This is a genomic window from Entomomonas asaccharolytica (genome assembly GCF_016653615.1).
In the GTDB taxonomy this organism is placed as follows: Bacteria; Pseudomonadota; Gammaproteobacteria; order Pseudomonadales; family Pseudomonadaceae; genus Entomomonas; species Entomomonas asaccharolytica.
Genome location: NZ_CP067393.1, coordinates 3,155,749 through 3,177,612, shown reverse-complemented (window position 1 = coordinate 3,177,612; position 21,864 = coordinate 3,155,749). Strand labels below are relative to the sequence as shown.

General features: G+C 37.6%; 17 protein-coding genes. 8 read left to right on the top strand and 9 right to left on the bottom strand.

The genetic code is table 11. The features are described 5' to 3' along the window. Positions 1 to 7: 7 nt before the first annotated feature. The 4 genes from JHT90_RS14885 to JHT90_RS14870 are packed head-to-tail and all read right to left on the bottom strand — an operon-like array spanning position 8 to position 3,407. Positions 8 to 265 (bottom strand): YheV family putative zinc ribbon protein, encoded by a 258-nt coding sequence (locus tag JHT90_RS14885; protein WP_201092436.1) that lies wholly within the window; start codon positions 263 to 265, stop codon positions 8 to 10. Beyond that, positions 265 to 2,310: an oligopeptidase A gene (gene prlC, locus JHT90_RS14880; protein WP_201092435.1), complete on the bottom strand. Its 2,046-nt coding sequence runs from the start codon at positions 2,308 to 2,310 to the stop codon at positions 265 to 267. Before prlC ends, JHT90_RS14885 begins: the two co-directional genes overlap by 1 nt. 28 nt (positions 2,311 to 2,338) lie before the next feature. After that, a complete protein-coding gene (locus JHT90_RS14875; protein ID WP_201092434.1) occupies positions 2,339 to 3,091 on the bottom strand; it encodes a DUF3298 domain-containing protein in 753 nt (250 codons plus the stop codon). A 4-nt stretch (positions 3,092 to 3,095) separates the two neighbouring features. Next, on the bottom strand, positions 3,096 to 3,407 hold the full coding sequence (locus JHT90_RS14870; RefSeq protein WP_236253984.1) for a DUF2782 domain-containing protein: 312 nt from the start codon (positions 3,405 to 3,407) through the stop codon (positions 3,096 to 3,098). A gap of 377 nt (positions 3,408 to 3,784) precedes the next feature. Between JHT90_RS14870 and JHT90_RS14865 the strand changes: the two genes are divergently transcribed. The 3 genes from JHT90_RS14865 to adeC are packed head-to-tail and all read left to right on the top strand — an operon-like array spanning position 3,785 to position 9,645. Next, positions 3,785 to 4,957 carry an efflux RND transporter periplasmic adaptor subunit gene (locus tag JHT90_RS14865; protein ID WP_201092432.1) on the top strand — a complete coding sequence of 391 codons (1,173 nt, stop codon included), beginning with the start codon at positions 3,785 to 3,787 and terminating at the stop codon, positions 4,955 to 4,957. A gap of 3 nt (positions 4,958 to 4,960) precedes the next feature. Continuing rightward, positions 4,961 to 8,134 (top strand): efflux RND transporter permease subunit, encoded by a 3,174-nt coding sequence (locus JHT90_RS14860; RefSeq protein ID WP_201092430.1) that lies wholly within the window; start codon positions 4,961 to 4,963, stop codon positions 8,132 to 8,134. A gap of 5 nt (positions 8,135 to 8,139) precedes the next feature. Further along, positions 8,140 to 9,645 carry an AdeC/AdeK/OprM family multidrug efflux complex outer membrane factor gene (gene adeC / locus JHT90_RS14855; RefSeq protein ID WP_201092429.1) on the top strand — a complete coding sequence of 502 codons (1,506 nt, stop codon included), beginning with the start codon at positions 8,140 to 8,142 and terminating at the stop codon, positions 9,643 to 9,645. 79 nt (positions 9,646 to 9,724) lie between these two features. Here adeC and JHT90_RS14850 read toward each other — a convergent pair whose 3' ends face one another. From JHT90_RS14850 to JHT90_RS14840, 3 genes are all read right to left on the bottom strand, one after another. Further along, a complete protein-coding gene (locus JHT90_RS14850; protein ID WP_201092427.1) occupies positions 9,725 to 10,918 on the bottom strand; it encodes an amino acid aminotransferase in 1,194 nt (397 codons plus the stop codon). A 42-nt stretch (positions 10,919 to 10,960) separates the two neighbouring features. Continuing rightward, complete coding sequence (gene smpB / locus JHT90_RS14845) at positions 10,961 to 11,437, bottom strand: SsrA-binding protein SmpB (protein ID WP_201092425.1); 477 nt, start codon at positions 11,435 to 11,437, stop codon at positions 10,961 to 10,963. A 78-nt stretch (positions 11,438 to 11,515) separates the two neighbouring features. Beyond that, entirely contained in the window at positions 11,516 to 12,133 is a 618-nt protein-coding gene (locus JHT90_RS14840) for a nitroreductase family protein (protein WP_201092421.1), read from the bottom strand. A 189-nt stretch (positions 12,134 to 12,322) separates the two neighbouring features. Between JHT90_RS14840 and gpmI the strand changes: the two genes are divergently transcribed. The 5 genes from gpmI to JHT90_RS14815 all read left to right on the top strand — a co-directional run bounded on the left by gpmI (position 12,323) and on the right by JHT90_RS14815 (position 20,733). Next, positions 12,323 to 13,858: a 2,3-bisphosphoglycerate-independent phosphoglycerate mutase gene (gene gpmI, locus JHT90_RS14835; protein ID WP_201092420.1), complete on the top strand. Its 1,536-nt coding sequence runs from the start codon at positions 12,323 to 12,325 to the stop codon at positions 13,856 to 13,858. 105 nt (positions 13,859 to 13,963) lie between these two features. Then, positions 13,964 to 15,178 (top strand): murein hydrolase activator EnvC family protein, encoded by a 1,215-nt coding sequence (locus JHT90_RS14830; protein WP_201092419.1) that lies wholly within the window; start codon positions 13,964 to 13,966, stop codon positions 15,176 to 15,178. A 35-nt stretch (positions 15,179 to 15,213) separates the two neighbouring features. Next, positions 15,214 to 16,533: a S41 family peptidase gene (locus JHT90_RS14825; protein ID WP_201092418.1), complete on the top strand. Its 1,320-nt coding sequence runs from the start codon at positions 15,214 to 15,216 to the stop codon at positions 16,531 to 16,533. Between the two features lie 21 nt (positions 16,534 to 16,554). Next, positions 16,555 to 18,405 carry an ATP-binding protein gene (locus tag JHT90_RS14820; RefSeq protein ID WP_201092417.1) on the top strand — a complete coding sequence of 617 codons (1,851 nt, stop codon included), beginning with the start codon at positions 16,555 to 16,557 and terminating at the stop codon, positions 18,403 to 18,405. A gap of 18 nt (positions 18,406 to 18,423) precedes the next feature. Continuing rightward, on the top strand, positions 18,424 to 20,733 hold the full coding sequence (locus tag JHT90_RS14815) for a hypothetical protein (protein ID WP_201092416.1): 2,310 nt from the start codon (positions 18,424 to 18,426) through the stop codon (positions 20,731 to 20,733). Positions 20,734 to 20,773: 40 nt separating this feature from the next. On the opposite strand, the gene JHT90_RS14810 is transcribed toward JHT90_RS14815, so the two are convergent. Beyond that, a complete protein-coding gene (locus JHT90_RS14810; protein ID WP_201092415.1) occupies positions 20,774 to 21,217 on the bottom strand; it encodes a GNAT family N-acetyltransferase in 444 nt (147 codons plus the stop codon). Between the two features lie 145 nt (positions 21,218 to 21,362). After that, positions 21,363 to 21,701 (bottom strand): YegP family protein, encoded by a 339-nt coding sequence (locus JHT90_RS14805; RefSeq protein ID WP_201092414.1) that lies wholly within the window; start codon positions 21,699 to 21,701, stop codon positions 21,363 to 21,365. Positions 21,702 to 21,864 lie beyond the last annotated feature (163 nt).

Genomic DNA, 21,864 nt, shown 5'->3' with positions numbered 1-21,864 from the left:
CTGATGGCTAGTGTGACTTCTTGGTTAGCTTAGGATTGGGAAAAAAGCGAATAGGTTTTGACTCTTGCGGTATAGGCATAGGTTGAGCAATACGTGTTGCGGGCTCAGAAGGTACACTTAGCCCTTGCTCATCTAATGTATCCATAAAACCACAAGCCATGCACTCTCTATGGGGTACATTATTTTCTGACCACATCATTAACTTATCCATTTCTTTGCAAGAGGGGCAAACAGCCCCTGCAATAAAACGTTTAGGTGTTTTCATCAGGCAATCTCTTCTATAAAACCAGAGTGACGCAATAAAGGCTCTATACTTGGTTCACGACCTCGAAATTCAATAAATAACTCTATAGGCTCTTGAGAGCCACCTTTAGCTAAAATTGTTTCACGGAATAAGCGGCCTGTTTCTGGGTTCAGTATACCCTCTTCTTCAAAGCGAGAAAATGCATCTGCGGATAGTACTTCTGCCCATTTATAGCTGTAATATCCAGCGGCATAACCGCCTGCAAAAATATGTGCAAAACTATTAGCAAAACGATTGTAAGCAGGTGGTTTTGATACAGCAACTCGCTCACGAACATCATTTAATACTTGTTCAACAGTTTTATCACCATAAAAAGTGTGCAACTCAAAATCAAATAGAGAAAACTCTAGCTGGCGTATCATCATTAAGCCAGCTTGGAAGTTTTTAGCTGCTAGCATTTTGTCTAGTAGGTCTTTAGGTAAAGGTTCGGCTGTTTCATAATGACCAGAGATAAGCGCCAATCCTTCTTCTTGCCAGCACCAGTTTTCCATAAATTGACTAGGTAGCTCAACAGCATCCCAAGCGACACCATTAATACCAGAAGCGCCTAAGTGTTCCACGCGGGTTAACATATGATGTAAACCATGGCCAAACTCATGAAATAACGTTGTGACTTCATCATGTGTCAATAGCGCTGGTTTGCCTTCGCTAGCAGGCATAAAATTACAAACTAAATTGGCAACAGGTGTAATCATCTGTCCTTGGCTGTTTTGATAACGATCACGGGCGCCATCCATCCACGCTCCCCCTCTTTTATTAGAGCGCGCATATAAATCAAAGTAAAAGCGACCAATGGTTTTGCCTTGTTCTTTGATTTCGAATAACCTTACATCAGGGTGCCATGTGTCAAAATTGTGTAATTCTGAAATTTGGATGTTGTAAAGTGTTTCTACTAGTTTAAATAAACCTGTTAATACTTTATCAATGGGAAAATAAACCCGTAATGTTTCATCAGAAATGCTATAGCGATCTTCTCTTAGTTTTTCACTATAGTAGCTAACATCCCAGCTTTGCATGTCTGTAATACCTTGCTCCGCCACATAATTACGTAATTCTTTTAAGTCTTGCTCAGCAAAAGGCTTACTGCGCTGAGCTAAATCATTTAGGAAGTTTAGTACTTGCTGAGGGTTCTCAGCCATTTTATCAGCTAGAGACAGCTCTGCATAATTAGCAAAGCCAAGTAGTTCGGCTAGTTCATATCTTAATGCTAAGATTTCTTGCATGATTGGACCATTATCAAATTTATTTGCGACAGGTCCTTGATCAGAGGCACGGGTGCAATAGGCTTGATAAATCTCCTCACGAAGTTTTCTATCATCAGCATAACTGATAACGGCATAGTAGCAAGGAAATTCTAAGGTAATTAGCCAACCTGTTAAGTTCTTAGCTTGTGCTGCTTGTGCCATTTGTGATTTAGCTGAAGCAGGAATACCTGCTAGTTCTTGCTCGTCAGAGATATGTTTAGTCCATGCCTGAGTTGCATCTAACAGTTGATTAGAAAATTTACTGCTAAGTTCTGATAATTTTGTTTGAATTTCACCGTAACGCTTTTGTTTATCATCAGGTAGATCAATCCCTGATAAATGAAAGTCTCTTAAGGTATGTTTTAAAATAGTTTGTTGTGAGGTGGAAAATTGTTTAGCTACAGGACTATTACTTAACGCTTGATAACGTTCAAATAACTGCTTATTTTGCCCCATTTCTGTGGAGTATTCTGAGAGTTTAGGAAGGCAAGCTTCATAAGCGTTGCGTAGTTCAGCGCTATTCATTACCGCATTAAGATGACTGATAGGACTCCAAGCATGGCTTAGTTTTTCGCCAATTTCATCCAATAATAAAACGGTATTTTCCCAAGTTAATTCAGTAGCTGGGTTTTCTAGTAACTTTTTAATGGCCTTTCTATTATTTTCTAAGACACTATCAATAGCAGACTCAATATGTTCCGCTTTAATGGCTGAGTAAGGTGGTAAATCAAAATTAGTTAACAGAGGATTTGTTTGAGTCACAGTTTAAACCTTAAGTAAATTAGTTAATTTAGCGCGGTGTATAGATGGGTTTGATAATATCTCTTAATCGCTCATAAGAAATAAACAATTGAGGTTCACCCATGGCATATGGAGCTAAGGTATTAGCATCGTATTTAAGTATTGCCTGTTTAGACAATAACGCAATATGTGTGGTTTCAACGAATGGCCAATCTTCTTGAAACATTTTATTATTGAGCAGTTGGTTAGCTTCAAGCCATTGATTATACGAGATTTGTGCAACAGACCAGAAAGTTTGTGTCTTATCAGGATGTAGCGCATTGGCTAGTGTAATATCCTGTTGTTTTTGCTTGTCAAAATTAATAATGGTAAATTTTTTAGGATTATATTGGTTAGTGGCGTGTGTTGTTTGAACAGAAAGCTCTAATACGATAAATACACTGCTTTCTTCTAATAAATCAACCGTAATTATTAAATGATCACCTTTGTTAGCTTTAGCTAAGAAATTAGTTAAATAATCATGTAAAGTAATATTATCTGGAGCATTCATTAAATCTAAAAGACGGGTTTCAATTAATTTATTTAGGACTGGTATCTTTTTAAAGAAAATACTGGAAAGTTTGAAACTAGGACAAGATTTATCAGCTTGAGCTGAAGCTGTGCAATCAGCTTGTTGTTGTTGCCAATTAATTGGATCAATATTTAAGTTTTTGGAGGAATTGTTATCCCTTGTTAAATAACTACAACCTCCTAAATGGAGCAGTAGTAAAAAAAATATTAGTAAATAAGGGAACCTTGTCATTTTTCTACCAACTAAATAATGTCCATGAGGGGATTTTTTCTTGAGGGCGGCTATTTTTTAAAGTGTTGTTATCTCCATCTGCATTAACCAGATAATAAGGTTTACCAAGTTTAGGAGTAACTTTAACGGAATAAATAAAACCTTTTATACGACGCTCTTCGATAGTATTGTCACCTTGTTGATACGTTATAACAGTCATATCGGTGTTATTAGACTGTTCTGCTAGTAGTTGAGTATCTTCTGTAGAGGGTTTGGTTGACTGTGGTGAACAAGCAGCAACGAATAATATACAACCAAACATTAAGATATATTTCATGAGATAGCTCTGTTAAGGAAGTGCCATTTTATAATTAAGTGTACCACTTTTTGTAATGGTGTTTGAGCAAGTTTGTAAAAATTCCTAAATCTATTAAGACAATAGTGTTATTCTATTAAGCTTTTAAACAATATTGTTTATAATGAGCGTAAACTTCCTATAAGACAATGTAGAATCAACTACTGTTGTATGTTTTGTATTTATTATTCTAACTAGTGTTTGAAACTATTTGAAATATTCTTTAGCAAAATAACAGAGAATTATTAAAAGAAGTTATTTACAAACACTGCTGAATGTAAGTAAAGTTAGCAAACATTTTATTGTTTTTGTTTTCAAATTCTGTTTTTTAGTCCTCTTCTGTGGCTGAGGTTTTCTCTATGCAACTAAAACCAACTCTTTCTATATGGATTTCGGCGTTATCATTATCTACATTGCTATTAACAGGTTGTGGTAAAGGTAATGAACAACAACAAGAGCAGCCACCACAAAAAGTTGAAGTTGTTACTATTAAGACTCAGCCATATACATTAACAAGAGATTTGCCTGGTCGTACTTCGGCTTATCGTGTGGCAGAAGTCAGGCCGCAAGTGGAAGGTATTATTCTTAAGCGTCTCTTTAAAGAAGGTGGAGAGGTTAAAGAGGGGGATCAACTGTATCAAATTGATCCAGCTATTTATGAAGCAGATGTAAAAAGTGCTCAGGCTAACTCTGCGTCTGCACAAGCATTAGAAAAACGTTATAAGTCACTAGTTTCTTCAAAGGCTGTTAGTCAACAACAATATGATGATGCTAAAGCCGCCTTATTACAAGCGCAATCAAGTTTGCAAACAGCACAAGTAAGATTACGCTATACCAAAGTGTTGGCACCCATTTCGGGACGCATAAGTCGCTCCTTAGTTACAGAAGGTGCATTGGTTACCACTGGGCAGGCGAATCCGTTGGCTACCATCAATCAACTAGATCCTATTTATGTAGATATTACTCAGCCTTCTAAGGATATTCTGCAATTACGCGAAGAATTAGCGAAGGGCCAATTAGAAAAAGTGGGTGAGAATGCTGCTAAAACAGTATTGATTTTAGAAGATGGCACTATTTATGAGCATGAAGGTGAGTTAGAGTTTTCTGAAGTATCTGTTAACGAATCCACAGGTAGTGTCACACTGCGAGCAATCTTTAAAAACCCAGATAATAAATTATTGCCTGGCATGTTTGTTCATGCTCGTTTAAAAGAAGGTGTTCGCCAACAAGCTATTCTTGTACCTCAATTGGGCGTTACTCGTAACGTAAAGGGGGAAGCAGTGGCAATGGTAGTAAATAAGGAAAATAATGTGGAACAACGTGTATTAGATGTTTCACGAGTAGCTAATTATAACCAATGGTTGGTTAATAAAGGCTTAGAAGAAAACGACAGAATTATTGTTAAAGGCTTACAAAAAATTCAGCCAGGTACTAAAGTTCAGCCCATTGAGCAAGGGCAGGCTGATAGTAAACAAAATGATAACTCTGACTCAATGGGTAATGAGCAAAACACAGGTAATTCAGGAAAATAATTTATGTCTAAGTTTTTTATTGACCGCCCAATTTTTGCATGGGTAATTGCCTTGGTCATTATGCTGGCAGGTGGTTTATCACTTGTTAGTATGCCTGTGAACCAATACCCAAGTATTTCAGCACCTGCTATTGGTGTTTCTGTTGTATATCCTGGTGCTTCAGCAGAAACTGTTCAAGATACCGTTGTACAGGTTATTGAGCAACAAATGAATGGTATTGATAATCTGCGTTACATGTCATCACAGAGTAACTCTGATGGTAGTATGACCATTACGGTTACTTTTGAGCAAGGTACAGATCCAGATATTGCCCAAGTACAAGTTCAAAATAAGTTGCAATTAGCCACACCATTATTACCAATGGAAGTGCAACAACAAGGTATCCGTGTTGTTAAATCAACCGTTAACTTTTTAATGGTAGTAGGTTTAGTGTCAACCAATGGAACAATGACCAACTATGACCTTAGTAACTACATTGTATCCAATATGCAAGATAGTATTGCCCGTACCCAAGGTGTGGGTGATTTCCAAGTGTTTGGTGCGCAATATTCGATGCGTATTTGGTTAAATCCATCTAAATTAAATAACTATAAATTAACACCTATTGATGTTAGTAATGCGATTAAAGCACAAAATATTCAGGTTTCCTCTGGGCAATTGGGTGGTTTGCCTGCCTTGCAAGGTACCCAACTTAATGCAACCATTGTTAGTAAAACAAGACTGCAAACGCCAGAAGAATTTGGCAATATACTCTTAAAAGTGCAATCTGATGGTTCACAAGTTCGCCTAAAAGATGTAACAGATGATATCAACTTAGGGGGTGAGAGCTATGCTGTTACAGCTTTGTATAATGGCAATCCTGCCTCTGGTATAGCGCTTAAGTTAGCAACAGGAGCAAATGCACTAAACACTGCAAAGGCTGTACGCGCAACTGTTGCCGAGTTAGAGCCTTTCTTCCCTGATGGTGTAAAAGTTGTTTATCCCTATGATAGTACGCCAGTAATATCTGCTTCTATTACCATGGTGGTACACACTTTATTTGAAGCCATCGTCCTCGTATTCCTTGTGATGTTCTTATTCTTACAGAACTTCCGAGCAACGCTGATACCTACCATTGCTGTACCTGTTGTATTACTAGGTACTTTTGGAGTGCTGGCAGCCTTTGGTTTCTCGATTAATACCTTAACCATGTTTGCGATGGTATTAGCCATTGGCTTGTTGGTGGATGATGCTATCGTTGTGGTAGAAAACGTTGAGCGGGTAATGCAGGAAGAAAAACTACCGCCAAAAGAAGCTGCCAAAAAGTCCATGGATGAAATTCAAGGTGCGCTAGTTGGTATCGCAATGGTGCTTTCAGCCGTGTTCGTTCCTATGGCGTTTCTGGGTGGGGCAACAGGTATTATTTATCGGCAGTTTTCTATCACTATCGTTTCCGCAATGGTACTCTCAGTATTAGTTGCATTAATTTTAACACCTGCCCTTTGTGCAACTATGCTTAGCCCTCCAAAAGAAGGTGATGCGCATGGAGAGCACAAAAAAGGCTTTTTTGGTTGGTTTAATAGAACCTTTGAAAAGTCAGTTAAACTTTATGTGGCTGGGGTTGCTAAAGTATTAAAAAATAGAGTGTTGTTTGTGTTGCTTTATGCAGGTGTGTGTGTAGTTATTGTCTTTATGTTTAGAGCAATACCTACAGAAATGTTGCCTCAAGAAGATCAGAAAGTCCTGTTTGCAATGGTACAAACGCCAGCGGGTACACCTGCAGAGGAAACACAGAAAATAGTGGATGAAATGCGTGAAACTATTTTAAAAACAGAAGCAAACAATGTTGATTCAGTATTTACAGTAACGGGCTTTAGCTTTGCTGGTCGTGGTCAAAGTTCTGCTATTGCGTTCGTCATGCTAAAAGATTGGGATCAACGTTCAGGTGCGGATCAAAGTGTTCAGGCAATATCAGGTCGTCTTATGAGAATTTTCTTTACTGACGAAAGATTTTTAGGTGGCCAAGTATTTGCTGTTGTTCCTCCTGCGGTTATGGAGTTAGGTAACTCTGGTGGTGTTGATATGTTCCTGCAAGACCAAGGTGGTATTGGACATGAAGCTTTGATGGAAGCACGTAATGAGTTATTAGGCTTAGCACGAAAAAGTAAAATATTAAACCCAGCTACTGTGCGTCCTAACGGTATGGATGATGAACCACAGTATAAAATATATATTGATGAAGAGCAGGCTAGCGTCTATGGCATAGCGTTGTCTGATATTTATCAAACATTATCTATAGCTTGGGGTAGTAGTTATATTAATGATTTTATTGATCGTGGACGTGTCAAAAAAGTATATGTGCAAGCTAGTGCTGATGCTCGGATGACACCTGAAGACTTCAAAAAATGGTATGTTCGTAATAATCAGGGAGAAATGGTGCCTTTAGCTAATTTGGTTAGAGGTGAATGGATAAAAGGTTCTCCTAAATTAGAACGTTACAATGGTGTGCCAGCTGTAGAAATTATAGGTGAGCCAGCCGAAGGTTATAGTTCTGGTGATGCCATGAATGAAATGGAACGTTTAGTTGGTCAATTGTCTGAAAAAGGTGTTGGTTTTTCTTGGACAGGTTTATCTTATGAAGAAAAATTGGCTGGTGCGCAAGAGCTTGCCTTATATGCATTAGCTGGTGTGGTTGTATTCCTTTGTTTAGCTGCTCTTTATGAAAGCTGGGCTATTCCGTTTGCGGTTATTTTAGTAGCACCACTGGGTATTTTAGGTGTAGTTGTTGCTACGGAGTTAAGAGGATTAACCAATGATGTATTCTTTAAGGTGGGGTTATTAACAACCATAGGACTTGTCTCGAAAAATGCTATTTTAATTGTTGAGTTTGCGCAGGCTTTCCATGAAAATGGTAAAAATTTAGTGGATGCAGCATTAGAGGCATGTCGTATGCGGATACGTCCTATTGTAATGACGTCATTAGCCTTTATTTTAGGTGTTGTGCCACTGGCAATTACAAGTGGAGCAGGTGCTGGTAGTGCGCATTCTATTGGTACAGGTGTTGTGGGTGGTATGTTATCAGCAACGACCTTAGCTATTTTCTGGATTCCATTATTTTATGTGCTAGTCAGTTCATTGTTTAGGATTAAAACAAACAAAGAAAAAGAACAGCTTAGACATGAACATTTGAAGGATTAATACGAATGAGAAAGTCATTATTATCAATTATGGTTATGACGGTTACCTTAACAGGTTGTACCTTAATGCCTGATTATCAACGGCCTAATTTACCAGTAACTAATGCATGGCCAACTGGCGAAGCTTATCCCAAAGGTCAGCAAGGGGCATATGTTGATTTAGGTTGGCGTGAGTTTTTTAGTGATAAAGAATTACAGTCACTCATAGAAATGTCCTTAGCAAATAATCGAGATTTACGTGTAGCTGCTTTAAATGTAGCTGCCTATGAAGCACAGTATCGTATTCAACGGTCTGAGCTTTATCCAAATATTAATGCTACAGGCACAGGTACTCGTCAGCATTTACCAGGAGATTTATCTGGAACAGGACAGTCTAGAGTTAATAGTACTTGGGGTGTAACCTTAGGGATTACTTCTTATGAGTTGGACTTCTTTGGGCGTATTCGTAGCTTAAATGAAGCGGCATTACAACAATACTTAGCCACACAAGAAGCACAACGTAATACCCAAATTAGTTTAATAGCGAGTGTTGCTAATGCATGGTTAACGTTGCAGGCTGATAGAGCATTACTCAGGTTAACAGAGGAAACATTACAAAACTACGAATATAATTATGATCTTGTTAAGCGTAGTAATGATGTAGGTGTTTCTTCAAGTTTAGATTTAGCACAAGCACGAACCGCGGTTGAGGGAGCTAAAGTTAATTTAGCCACCTATAAACGTCAGGTTGCGCAAGATTTAAATCTATTAACATTATTATTAGGTAGTGATTTACCAGATAATATTAAGAACATGAAAGATAATAGTTTTAAACTGCAATATGTTAAAGAAATACCTGCGGGTCTTCCTTCTGACTTAATGCAAAATCGACCCGATATTATTTCTGCCGAACACCAGTTGATGGCGGCTAATGCAAATATTGGTGCGGCTCGTGCAGCATTTTTCCCAAGTATTTCTTTAACCAGTAATGTGGGCACAATGAGTGCTAACTTCTCTAATTTATTTAGTAATGGTCAAGGCACTTGGTTGTTCCAGCCCACAATTAATTTACCTATTTTTACAGCAGGTCGTTTAAAAGGTAATTTAGATTATGCTGAAATACAAAAGGATATTAATGTAGCGAACTATGAGAAGACCATTCAAACAGCTTTTAGAGAAGTTGCTGATGGTCTAGCAGATCGTGAAACTTATAGAGAGCAAGTGATCTCTCAAAGTAATTTTGTTGAAGCTAACCAGACCTATTATGATTTAGCGGATCAACGTTATCAGGCAGGGATTGATAACTATATTACCTTGTTGGATGCACAGCGTCAGCTATTTAGCTCACAACAAAACTTAATTAATGTACGTTTAGCGCAATTGACCAGTGAAGTTAATCTGTATAAAGCATTAGGTGGTGGTTGGCAGGAAGTAAGTAATCAATCTCAGCAGAGTGCAGAGGCTAAAGAGGCTGCAATTCAAACAACAACACCAAAGAAAATAGATATTGAAGCAAAGAAAATTAGACGTTAATTAATAGTACTTAAGCAAAAATTGCTCCTTTATATTTGATGATATAAGGAGCAATTTTTTTGGATTGGTTTTATTAAAATTAACTGACAGCTGCAAAAGCCTTCGCTACATAATCAATATTATTTTCAGTTAAGCCAGACATACACATCCGCCCACTATCAAGAATATAAACACCATGATCTTTACGTAGACTAACCGCTTGCTCTTTGGAAAAGCCTGTATAACTGAACATGCCACGTTGTTTAATAAAATGTTCAGTATCAGTAATATTGTACTGCTGTAATTTTTCTACAAGCAATTTACGCATATTTAGAATACGTAAACGCATTTGTTGTAAATCCATACGCCAAGTATTACTTAACTGTTCATCATTTAATACGTGAGCAACAATGGTAGCGCCTAAACAGGGTGGGCTAGAATAATTACGACGTACCGTTGCTTTCAGTTGTCCTAACACACGCTCTGCTGTTTCTTGGTCTTTGCATACTACACTTAATGCACCAACACGTTCGCCATACAGCGAAAAGATTTTAGAAAAAGAGTTGGAAACCAACAAAGAAAGTCCAGCTTTAGCCATAGCTCGAATAGCATAAGCATCTTCATTCAAACCCTCTGCAAAACCTTGGTAAGCGATATCTAGGAAAGGAATCAGTTGGCGTTCTTGTAATATAGGAATTAAAGTGTCCCATTGTTGGTTGGTTAAATCAGCACCAGTAGGGTTATGGCAACATGGGTGTAGCAAAATAATATCATTGGCTGCTGCTTGTTTAATACAAGTTACCATTTCTTCAAAATTAACACTCAAAGTTTTATTATCAAAGTATGGATAGGTGTTTACTTTGAAACCAGCGCCAGCAAAAATATCTTTATGGTTCTCCCATGTCGGATCACTGACCCATACCGTTGCTGTAGGGTGGTATTTTTTTAAAAAATCAGCCCCAACTTTTAATGCGCCAGAGCCGCCTAATGTTTGGGCAATAGCTATTCTGTTTTCCTTTAGACAAGGGTGGTCATTACCAAATAACAGGGGTAAAACTGCTAAGCGATATTCGGCTAAACCTTCCATTGGTAAATAAAGGGTTGGTTTTTTTAATTGTTCAGGTTGAATAATAGTTAATGCTTGTTTTACAGAAGGAAGCTGTGGAACTTGGCCTTGTTCGTTGTAATAAAGACCAATGCTAAGGTTCACTTTCTCTTGCTTGGTATCTTGATAAAACTGTTCAACTAGAGAAAAAATGGGATCACCTGCATAGGCATCAACTTGCTTGAACATTTGCATCTCCTACTATTATTTTATTGGTCTATAGATAATTTTTTAACGTTGTTCTTTACGGAAAGCTCTTTGAATTTCACGGTTAGCGTCTTTTTCTTTTTCAGTGTGACGCTTATCGTAATCTTTTTTCCCTTTCACCAGTGCAATTTCACATTTAACAAGGTGTTTTTTCCAGTACAGTGATAGTGCTACGCAGGCATAGCCTTTTTGTTGTACCGCACCATATAGCTTACTTAGCTCACGTTTATGAAGGAGCAATTTTCGAGTACGATCAGGATCAGCCACAACATGGGTGCTAATGGTTTGTAATGGCATAATATGGCTACCTAGTAACCATGCTTCCCCATCTTTTAATAGCACATAGCTATCCGTAAGCTGTGCTTTGCCAGCCCTTAAGCTTTTTACTTCCCAACCTGTTAAGGCAAGCCCTGCTTCAAAACGTTCTTCAATAAAATAATCATGAAATGCTTTTTTGTTTTGAGCAATATTGCCAGGGGATACTTTCTTCTTTTTAGCCATAACTCATTTATCTATTACAAAATTTCTACTACCGTATAGTATAGCGTATTTTGCCAGTAGTACTGTATTTAAAAGTAATTATTCAGTCGCAGACCAATAGCTAACTTTTTCTTTTAAATCGGGGCGTTTTCGTTCAGGATTTACTTTATCGGTACTACCAATAAAAATAACCCCTGCGACTTCTTCATTTTCTTTGATACCAATCGTTTTCTTAGTATGCTCACTATAGGCCAGCCAACCACTAATCCAATTGGCACCATAACCATAAGCATTAACAGCCCATAAAATATTCATACATACTGCACCTGCTGAAAGTAATTGCTCAAGCTCAGGTATATGGGAGTTTTTATCAATACAACTAATTACGTAAATAATAAGAGGAACATCGGTTATTGTATGGGTAACAATTTGAGTTAGTTTTTCTTGTTGCTTGTCAGTTAATGTGTTTTTCTCAAGAGCAAAGTTTTGTGCTAATTGTGCGCCTAAAACTTTTCTGGCATCACCCTCTACAACTAATAGACGCCAAGGCTCTATTTTGCCATGATCGGGTGTGCGTAGACCGATATTAAGAATATCTGTTAGCTCTTCTGGTGTTGGTCCTGGAGCTGTTAAAGTAGGTGTTGCCGCAGAACGACGAGTTCTTAGAAAGTTTAGTATCTGTTGAGTATCCATATTTGCCATTATTTTACTCTGCATAAAGTAATCTATTAAGCTTACTTAATCATTATTTCCAATGAACTGCAAATAAAAATTATAAAGTAATATTATATGCAGCGGTTTTATAACAGCTATTTACAATATCTATTAAGGATTATGCTATATTGGCAATAGTCTTAGGTTAAACTATAACCCTTTTTTATGGTGTTTTAATTAGAGAATTTATTTATGTCTAATTCTGCTTCTCCCTTAGTTTTGGTGATTTTAGATGGTTTTGGCCATCGCGAAGAGGTTAAATATAATGCTATTTTAGCGGCCAATACCCCTAATTATAATAATCTATTAAAAAACTACCCCCATGGCCTTATTTCTGGTTCTGGTATGGATGTAGGTTTGCCAGATGGGCAAATGGGTAACTCAGAAGTTGGACATATGAACCTTGGCGCTGGTCGCGTTGTTTACCAAGACCTAACCCGTGTTAGTAAAGCTATTCATGAAGGTGATTTTTTCAAAAATACGGCTCTTTGTAATGTATTAGACAAAGCGATTAAACAGCATAAAGCAGTACACATCATGGGGCTACTTTCTCCAGGCGGTGTACATAGTCATGAAGATCATATTCTAGCTATGGTAGAAATGGCTGCTAAACAAGGTGCAAATCAGATTTATGTACATGCTTTCTTAGATGGCCGTGATACCCCACCAAAAAGTGCTGAGGATTCACTTAATAAACTTAATCAACAGTTTGCTAAATTAGGTAAGGGACGTCTTGCCACGATGATTGGTCGCTATTATGCGATGGACAGAGACAATCGTTGGGAGCGTGTACAAGCTGCTTATGAGTTAGTGGTCGATCATAAAGCTGATTTTATCGCAAAAGATGCTATTTCAGCGTTGCAGGCCGCTTATGAGCGTGGTGAAAGTGATGAATTTGTAAAAGCTACTCGTATAGGTGATGTTGCGCCTGTACATGATGGCGATGCTGTGATCTTTATGAATTTCCGCGCAGATCGTGCCCGTGAGTTAACCCGTGCTTTTGTAGAAAAGGATTTTGCAGGTTTTAAACGAGAGCGTGTACCCTCATTAGCTGGTTTTGTAATGTTGACTCAATATGCAGCTACTATTGAAACAGATTGTGCTTTTCCACCAAGCAGTTTAGATAATGTATTGGGTGAGTATTTAGCCAAACAAGGTAAAACCCAATTGCGTATTGCTGAAACTGAAAAGTATGCCCATGTTACCTTTTTCTTCTCAGGTGGACGTGAGGAGCCTTATGAGGGTGAAGAGCGAATTCTAATTCCTTCTCCTAAGGTGTCTACTTATGATCTACAGCCAGAAATGAGTGCCCATGAGGTAACCAATAATATTGTTGAAGCGATAGAGCAAAAACGTTATGACGTTATTGTGGTTAATTATGCCAACGGTGATATGGTAGGGCATACTGGTGTATTTGATGCCGCTGTAAAAGCAGTAGAAACATTGGATCACTGTTTAGGTCGTATAGTTAATGCACTGAATGAAGTAGGTGGTGAGGCATTGATTACCGCTGACCATGGTAATGTAGAAAAAATGCAAGACGATGACACAGGGCAAGCACATACAGCACACACTTGCGAACACGTGCCTTTTATTTATGTGGGTAAACGTAAATTGCATATTAGACAAGGAGGTGTCTTGGCAGATGTGGCGCCTACCATGTTAACGCTAATGGGATTGGCTATTCCTAAAGAAATGACAGGGCAGAGTTTGGTCATTTTTGATTAAGTTTTAATTTGTAATATAGAATGGTGACTGAATCGACGGTTTATGGCTTTAGTCACTGCTAACTAACTGTTAAAATAACCTTTTTTAAGGGTGTATTTAGTTAATATGCAGCGTTTTTATTGGGCTCTTTTAATCTCTTTATTTGTTGCTCAGCCAATGATGGCTGATGAGCGTAGAGATACTTTACACCAAATTGAAATGGCCAAACAGGAAGTGGCTGAGCTAGAAAAAGCGTTAGGTAAATTAAGAGTACAACAAAGTACATCCCTTAAACAGTTGCGTGCCACTGAAACAGAAATAGCTAATTTGCAGAAGAAAATTGCAGAACTTAAGAAAGAGCAGACAGAAACAGAGACTAAACTCACTTGGTTAGCAGAAGAACAACAAAAAGCAGAGCAAAAACGTCAAGAACAAGAGCGTATTTTTGCCAGTCAGGCAAAAGCCACTTATGAAAGTGGTCGTCAAGAATACTTAAAATTATTATTAAATCAACAAGAGCCAGATAAAGTATCAAGAACATTGGTTTATTATGATTATTTAAGCCAAGCGCGATTGATGCAGCTAACGGAATTTCAAGAAACCGTTAAGCAGTTAAAAGAAATTACTGAGGAAATGGAGCATTATCAGCAACAATTAAATACTCAAAATACAGCTTTACAGGAACAACGCAACCAACTAGCAGAAGTAAGAAAAAAACGCCAAGCTGTATTAGCGAGTCTCAATAAACAAATTAAAGAAAATAATGATCGTATAGTACAACGTGAAAGGGATCAAATCGAATTAAATAAAGTACTTCGTACTATTGATGCAACATTAGCACGTCAGGCAAGAGAGCGTGAAGCGCAGCAATCAGTAACAACCACTACCACCAATACAAGCCAAGGAAAAACAGTTGTATCCAATATTAGCACAGGGTTTGTAGGTAATTTTGCTCAAGCTAAAGGCAAATTATCATGGCCAGTCAGTGGCAAAATTATTGCCAATTATGGTTCAGCCCGTGGTGATGATGACCGTACTAAATGGGATGGCGTATTAATTTCTGCCTCTCGTGGGGCCAGTGTAAAAGCAGTTCATGAAGGACGAGTTGTTTATTCAGATTGGTTAAGAGGTACAGGTTGGCTAACTATTATAGACCATGGGCAAGGCTATTATAGTCTTTATGGGCATAACCAGACATTATTAAAAAAAGTAGGGGATGTTGTTAAAACAGGGGACGCTATAGCAACAGCAGGCAATAGTGGTGGTATCGATACTGTTGCTTTGTATTTTTCCATCAGGCAGCAAGGTCAAGCAGTAAACCCAGTTTTGTGGTGTCAGTAATAGAATTTAATTTTTTTAGTACTTAGGAGTGGCTTATGCCAGTGAAACAACGTTTTATGCCATTAGTGATTATATCACTTGTATGTTCTTTATTAGGACAGACTGCATATGGGCAAACAACTCCTGAGAAATCACTTACTACGCAAGGTACTTTACCTTTAGATGAACTACGTACTTTTGTTGAAGTATTTGAGCGTATTAAATCATCCTATGTTGAGCCTATTGATGATAAGACATTAATGGATAATGCCATAAAGGGCATGGTAAGTAATTTAGATCCTCATTCTGCTTATTTAGATGCCAAGATGTATAGTAGTTTGGAAGAAGTGACATCAGGTCAATTTGGTGGTTTAGGCATTGAGATAGAACAAAGTGAAGGTTTTATCAAGATTGTTACGCCTATTGACGATTCACCTGCAGCTAAAGCAGGTATCAAGGCAGGTGATATTATTCTAAGGATTAATGATACACCCACTAAAGATTTGTCACTAACTGATGCATCAGAAAAGATGCAGGGTAAAATAGGCGAAAAAATAAACTTAATAATTGTAAGAGGACAAGGTAAACCTTTTACTGTCACCATAACCCGTGCCAAAGTACAGTTTAAAAGTGTTAAGACGCAGTTGTTAGAAAAGGATTATGGTTATATCCGTATTGCGCAGTTTCAAAATAATACAGGCAAAGAAGTTAAAACAGCCTTAACGCAATTAGCTAAACAAAATAATGCCAATTTAAAAGGTATTGTACTCGACTTAAGAAATAATCCTGGTGGGGTATTACAGGCTTCAATTGATACGGTAGATCAATTTGTTGATAAAGAGTTAGTAGTTTATACCAAGGGGCGCTTGCCTAATACAGAATTACGCTTTTATTCAAATGCAGGTGATCCCAGTAAAGGAGTCCCTTTAGTGGTATTAATTAATAATGGTAGTGCTTCGGCTGCTGAGGTTGTAGCTGGCGCATTACAAGACTTAAAACGAGCAGTGATTATGGGCACTACAAGTTTTGGTAAAGGTTCTGTGCAAACGGTATTGCCGATTAATAAAAAAGAAGCTCTAAAATTAACCACTGCTTTGTATTACACGCCGAAAGGACGTTCTATCCAAGCACAAGGTATTGTGCCTGATATTATTGTGGCACAAGCTACTGTTTCACAAAATAAAGCAAATTTTGAAGTCAGAGAAGCAGATTTACAAAATCATTTAAATAATGCTAAAAATGATATTCCTTCAAGTAGTATTCAAACCAACACCGAACAGTTACAAAATAAAGATTATCAATTAAGTCAGGCATTGTCTTTGCTGAAAGGTTTAAATGTTGTGACGAAAACAGAAATTAATAGCACCATTAAATAATAATTACTGTGTGTAAAATTTATGAGTAATCAACAAATTAGTGATAGTTCAGTGGATTCAAAAATCTGCGTGGCTGGTGTAGATCTTAATGGTTTAATGCAGGTATTAAGTAAGCATTTATATTCAACACCGATGGTGGCACTCAGAGAGTTAGTGCAAAATGGTCACGATTCACTAGTAAGGCGTCGTATCGAGCAACCTGATTGGCAAGATAAAGGACGTATTACAGTGATCGGTGATCGCCATAACAAACAAGTTCGCATTATTGATACGGGTGCTGGTCTAACTGAGTATGAGATCCATACCTTTCTAGCCACAGTAGGCGTTGGTTATACCCGCAAACTTCGACAGCAAGATGATGAAACAGGCTTAATTGGAATGTTTGGCTTAGGCTTTCTATCAGCCTTTGTTTTAGCTAAGCAAGTAACTTTAATTACTACTTCTTATCAACAGCCTGAGCAAGGTTGGTGTTATCGTTCAACAAATGCTGAACAATATACGGTCACTGCTGTTGAACCCAGGGCTATAGTAGGAACGGAGATCATACTAGAATTAAAAGATGAGTTTTTATTTTTAAGCACCCAAGAATCCCTTAATCATATTTTAGGCCGTTATTGTGTGCTACTGCATGAGCCTATTTATATTAATGAAGCGAAAGAACCGATAAACCCTGAACCACCACCTTGGCGTAAACATGATAGTGAGATAGTTGTACATCCGTTACAAGAGATGCGCAAAAGATTGAGTTTTGCTGCTAGATTTGAGCAAAATTTTGAGCCTATTTGTACCTTCCCTGTCACTCCAACTGAGCAGAGTGATGCTATTGGTATGTTATGGGTACAGGATGGAGCTACCTATGGTACCAGTGATAACCGTAATCTTTCCATTTTCTTGCGTGGTATGTTGTTAGATGATGATGCTCGTGATTTATTACCTTCATGGGCAGGTTTTATTGGTGGTGTTATTGAATCGAATCGTTTAATACCTACGGCTAGTCGAGAAGACTTACAAAAAGATGAAAATTATCATGCTGTGCAATATGCATTAAGTGAAGCATTAATTAATGGGCTTGCTGATGTTGCCAGTAAACAATCAGAAGTGTGGCGTCGTATCTTAAAACGTCATAATGAAGCTTTATTAGGTGCTTCATTGTGCGATGATCGTTTATTTCAATTACTAATGAATACTATCCGTATTCCAAGTTCACAAGGTGATTTAACTGTTCAAGAATTACGTTCTAATAATGCTATTCATGTTATGTTGAGTAATAGTGGCGGTTTTGAGGATACATTATTTCGAGCGTTACAAGTGCCTGTAGCGTTAGGTGATCGTTATGCAGTAGTGCCTTTTTTACGTCGTTATGCAGCCACAATGGGATGTAAATTAATAGAGTTAGGTACTGAGCAAGGCAATCAGCATTTATTTTCTTTGGCTGAATTAGCGGCAGATGAAAAACAATGGTTAACGGAACAGTTAGCTGATGGTGAGGCTGTAGTGGCTGCTCGCTTTTCCCCTGCTGAATTGCCTTTAGTGGTGGTGGCTGATAGAGAGGCTGAATTAAAAAAACGCCTAGAAGAAGATGAAGCAGATAAAAAAATATCGCAAGCTGCATTGCGTTTAGCCCGCCAATTTACAGCAAAGATTAGTGCAACAGAGACAGCAAAGTTATATATAAACTTAAATAATCATGCAGTTATTGATTTATTAAAAGCATTTCATACAAACAACACAAATGTAGAACAAGCGGCAAGATTATTAAAATCGTTAAAGGTTATTATGGCTGGACGTGATATTCATAACCATACATTAGATTTAAATCGTGCGTTGATTGATTTCACTGAAACGATACAAACCGTATTAACGCACACGTGATTATACAGAGGAAACAACATGGATATTTGGGATTGGGTCATTCGTTTAGAAAACGATTTAGAAGAAGCAGGGCAAGAACATGCCAGCCGTATTATTGAACAAGTTACTACCGAAATATTAGATCTTAATATTGGTAAAGCGGATGCTCTCATTCCAGAAGCTATTGCCTTAAGCCGTAGTTTAAAAAATCCTTGGTTGGAGGTGTTTTTTCGCCATTGGGAAATGCGTAATCGTATTGGTAATAAATCCGAAGGGGAGGCGGCATTAGCTGATGTAGTTTCTTTATTTGAATTTGCCCATCGTGATGAAACCATTACTTGCCCACAAACAGTTTGTGTCACACAAGATTTATCAGCCTGTTACGCTAATATTGATGGCCCAGGTTGGGTGGAAGAACGTAAAGCTGTTTGTAATGAAACCTTTGAACGTATTAATCCAAAATGGAATTGTTTTCATTGTTTATCCTGTGAATATGCCGATGCGTTATTAGATGAAGGAAAACCTCAAGAAGCGTTAGATTATTTAAAAGTACAAGAAGAAAAAATAGTTGCAGCAGGTGAGGATATTAGTGAAGCATTACGTACGTTTGAAATACAAGCTTTATTAAGATTAAATCAACCAGAACAAGCACTTACTATTATTGAACAATGTGAAGCAGAAATTGAAGGCTATGATTGGCCTGTTAATAAACAAGATAGGCAAATTCTTAAGGCTCATATTTTAGCGTTATTAGGGCGTACAGAAGAAGCATGGGAAGTATTACCTGCTTGGCGTGAAGTAGTGCCTCGTTATTATTTAGGTTGGATAAGAGCCATTGATGCTTTATTAACGAAGGATCCAAAACAAAACAATTGGTCATTGGGTAGTGCTATACAAGCCGCATTAGATCATTTTGTTAAGGTTGGTGCGCAACGTAAAGTGATTGAGGTTGCAGAGGTACAAATTAGAGTTGCCTTAGCAAGAGGTAGTGTGTGGACAGCTAAAAGAGCATTAAATATAGCTTATGAAACACTACCCAAATTAAGAGCGCCTTTAGGGGCAGATCAATTATTGGCAGAGTTATCAGCAAAAATTGATACATTATCTGCCAAAACAACATTACCTGTTCCTGCTGAGCAGTTATTAGAGTGGTTGGAAAATCAAGCAAAACAAAATGAACAAGCAGGACGTAATCCTGAGCAAGAGGTTGAGCTGCTGATGTTGGCAGTAGCAGAGCGACCAGATGATGAACAGCTAGTTGATATCACTAGTTCAGCATTGCAAGCATGTAATGCAGCTAAAGAAGCTGAAACATTGTTATGGGGTTATATAGAACGTAACCATCAGCATGAATCAAGTCTGGCTTACTATTTGTTGAATTTACTATTAGGTAGTAACCAACTGGCGGAAATTGATCGTCTAGTTAATTACTATAAAGAAACACAACCAACTATTGCCTTATGGTGTCGTATACAACAAGCGTTTGCTAAAGATGAATTAGATACTGCAAAACAGCTTAGTTTAGAAATGCATGAGTTAGTACCTGATTATTTAGGGCCACTGCGTATTTTGGTGACTATTGCGGTACGCCAACAAGACTTTGCAGAGGCAGAAAAATGGCAACAAATTGTGGTTGAGAAAAGCACAGAAGATCCTCGTTCAGAGTTATGGGATTTATTAACCTATAGTTGTGCCAACCAAGATTGGACAGAAGCGCGGGAAGTAGCTAAGCGTTTAGAATTACCTTTAAAATCCACTGAGGGAGTGATCGAAGAAGATTGGGGTTGGGTACGTGTTGAAGTATTGGAAGAGGGTGAAACCATCGAGTATCTAGCAAGATGTACAGGGCCAGTAACAGCAGTAATTAAAGAGCCTGCGCATCCTTCTAAAACACAGCGCGTAGATGATTGGGTAGTTTACGATGCAGCTCAATTAGCGCCTGTGCCAGAAGATGAAGAAGAACGAAAATATTTTATTCCGCTGTATAGAATGATTAAAACATTACAACAAGGTAATTTTGGACAAACGTGGTTTGTGGATGGTGTTTATCCTGGCGATGAAGCTTTCAATGCTTTTGAACGTTTAGTGCAATCTAAAGGCTGGCGAGTATGGGTTAATAGTAACCAAAATTACCAAGTGACTGATCAATTTGATTTAGATGAAACACCACTACGTGGTATATTTTTCTCTATTACAGCTCCCAGTAATGTATCGCCTGCGGAGTTACATAAATTATTAGAAGAGGTCACAGATGATTGGCAGTATCCTGTGCATTGGTTGCGTTTAGCGGAAGCAGTGGGTGCTGCTGTAGAGCCTCATCAAGAAATTATTAGTCGTTATAATCTGTAAATAGCAAAAGGGGGTAGTTATAAAACTACCCCTTATTTTTTTACAATACTATTTTTAAATAGACCATATCGATTAATTGTTTATCTCTATCAAAAATCGGATGATCGTAATTATCAATAAAGAAGTTTGCTATTTTATGGGAATAACTAAAACCACAGCTTTCATAGAAAGGAATAGTTAAATCGCTCTCTCCCGTACCCACCTGTATAGCTTTACACTTATTTTTATAGTGTTGTAAAACATAGTGAATTAATGCTTTACCATAGCCTTGCCCTTGATATTTCTGAACAGTAGCAATATTTTTTATTTCATAAAGATCGGTTGATTCTTGGGTAACAACACAAATACTTTTTAAATCTTCATCATAAAGTGCAAACATATCGCCACGTTCTAAATATTTATCTATCATGCTTTCTTGTTCATCGGCGAGTAATAACAAATCAAGAAAACTTTTTTTATTCTCAAGTACTGGTTGAATTTGCATCGAGTGTATTAGCTCATGTCCTTTATTTAGAAAGTATGACAAATAATACACAATAATTGAAGTGGGAATTATGGAGATTAAGGTGGGAGTAACTCATAAAAACTATTAGGTGCCCACTTAAGGGCACCTGAGTTGGCTAGAAGTTTTATGCTTTCGTTAAATCTTTAATAGTAGTGGTAGAACCATTTTTCTTAACAGATGCTATGCCACTGTCTCTAGCAGCTTCGCTATTATACATTTCGCTACTACCAATAACTTGGTAATTAGCTGCTTTTAAAGTAAAGAATACTTTACCATTTTTACTTTTTAAGCGGCTGTATTTGGTATCGTCACCACTATTTTTTTGTACAGAAGCAATGCCATTTTGTGCTGAAGCTTTTTGTTTGTACATTTCACTAGTAAGAATAACTTCGCCATTACTAGCTTTTAAATGAAAATAAAATTGCCCATCACGTGCTTTTTTTATTTCAAAGACACCAGCCATTCTAAACTCCTCTAATAGTTTTTAAATAGAACACCTTATATTTATAAGGCTAAACATAAAAACTTCATACTAGACATAAGCCTATAGATAATTAGTTGAATATCCTTGCAATACAGCCTATTACGAGGCGTTGAGAAGTTGCTTGTAGAGCTTATGTGATTTT

What these genes read in the sequence shown, in the direction of transcription:
- JHT90_RS14830 (WP_201092419.1), top strand. Translation starts at nt 13,964, where the DNA reads ATGCAGCGTTTTTATTGGGCTCTTTTAATCTCTTTATTTGTTGCTCAG.
- JHT90_RS14815 (WP_201092416.1), top strand. Translation starts at nt 18,424, where the DNA reads ATGGATATTTGGGATTGGGTCATTCGTTTAGAAAACGATTTAGAAGAA.
- JHT90_RS14820 (WP_201092417.1), top strand. Translation starts at nt 16,555, where the DNA reads ATGAGTAATCAACAAATTAGTGATAGTTCAGTGGATTCAAAAATCTGC.
- JHT90_RS14885 (WP_201092436.1), bottom strand. Translation starts at nt 265, where the DNA reads ATGAAAACACCTAAACGTTTTATTGCAGGGGCTGTTTGCCCCTCTTGC.
- JHT90_RS14860 (WP_201092430.1), top strand. Translation starts at nt 4,961, where the DNA reads ATGTCTAAGTTTTTTATTGACCGCCCAATTTTTGCATGGGTAATTGCC.
- JHT90_RS14810 (WP_201092415.1), bottom strand. Translation starts at nt 21,217, where the DNA reads ATGCAAATTCAACCAGTACTTGAGAATAAAAAAAGTTTTCTTGATTTG.
- JHT90_RS14870 (WP_236253984.1), bottom strand. Translation starts at nt 3,407, where the DNA reads ATGAAATATATCTTAATGTTTGGTTGTATATTATTCGTTGCTGCTTGT.
- JHT90_RS14850 (WP_201092427.1), bottom strand. Translation starts at nt 10,918, where the DNA reads ATGTTCAAGCAAGTTGATGCCTATGCAGGTGATCCCATTTTTTCTCTA.
- gpmI (WP_201092420.1), top strand. Translation starts at nt 12,323, where the DNA reads ATGTCTAATTCTGCTTCTCCCTTAGTTTTGGTGATTTTAGATGGTTTT.
- JHT90_RS14840 (WP_201092421.1), bottom strand. Translation starts at nt 12,133, where the DNA reads ATGCAGAGTAAAATAATGGCAAATATGGATACTCAACAGATACTAAAC.
- JHT90_RS14865 (WP_201092432.1), top strand. Translation starts at nt 3,785, where the DNA reads ATGCAACTAAAACCAACTCTTTCTATATGGATTTCGGCGTTATCATTA.
- JHT90_RS14805 (WP_201092414.1), bottom strand. Translation starts at nt 21,701, where the DNA reads ATGGCTGGTGTCTTTGAAATAAAAAAAGCACGTGATGGGCAATTTTAT.
- smpB (WP_201092425.1), bottom strand. Translation starts at nt 11,437, where the DNA reads ATGGCTAAAAAGAAGAAAGTATCCCCTGGCAATATTGCTCAAAACAAA.
- adeC (WP_201092429.1), top strand. Translation starts at nt 8,140, where the DNA reads ATGAGAAAGTCATTATTATCAATTATGGTTATGACGGTTACCTTAACA.
- JHT90_RS14875 (WP_201092434.1), bottom strand. Translation starts at nt 3,091, where the DNA reads ATGACAAGGTTCCCTTATTTACTAATATTTTTTTTACTACTGCTCCAT.
- JHT90_RS14825 (WP_201092418.1), top strand. Translation starts at nt 15,214, where the DNA reads ATGCCAGTGAAACAACGTTTTATGCCATTAGTGATTATATCACTTGTA.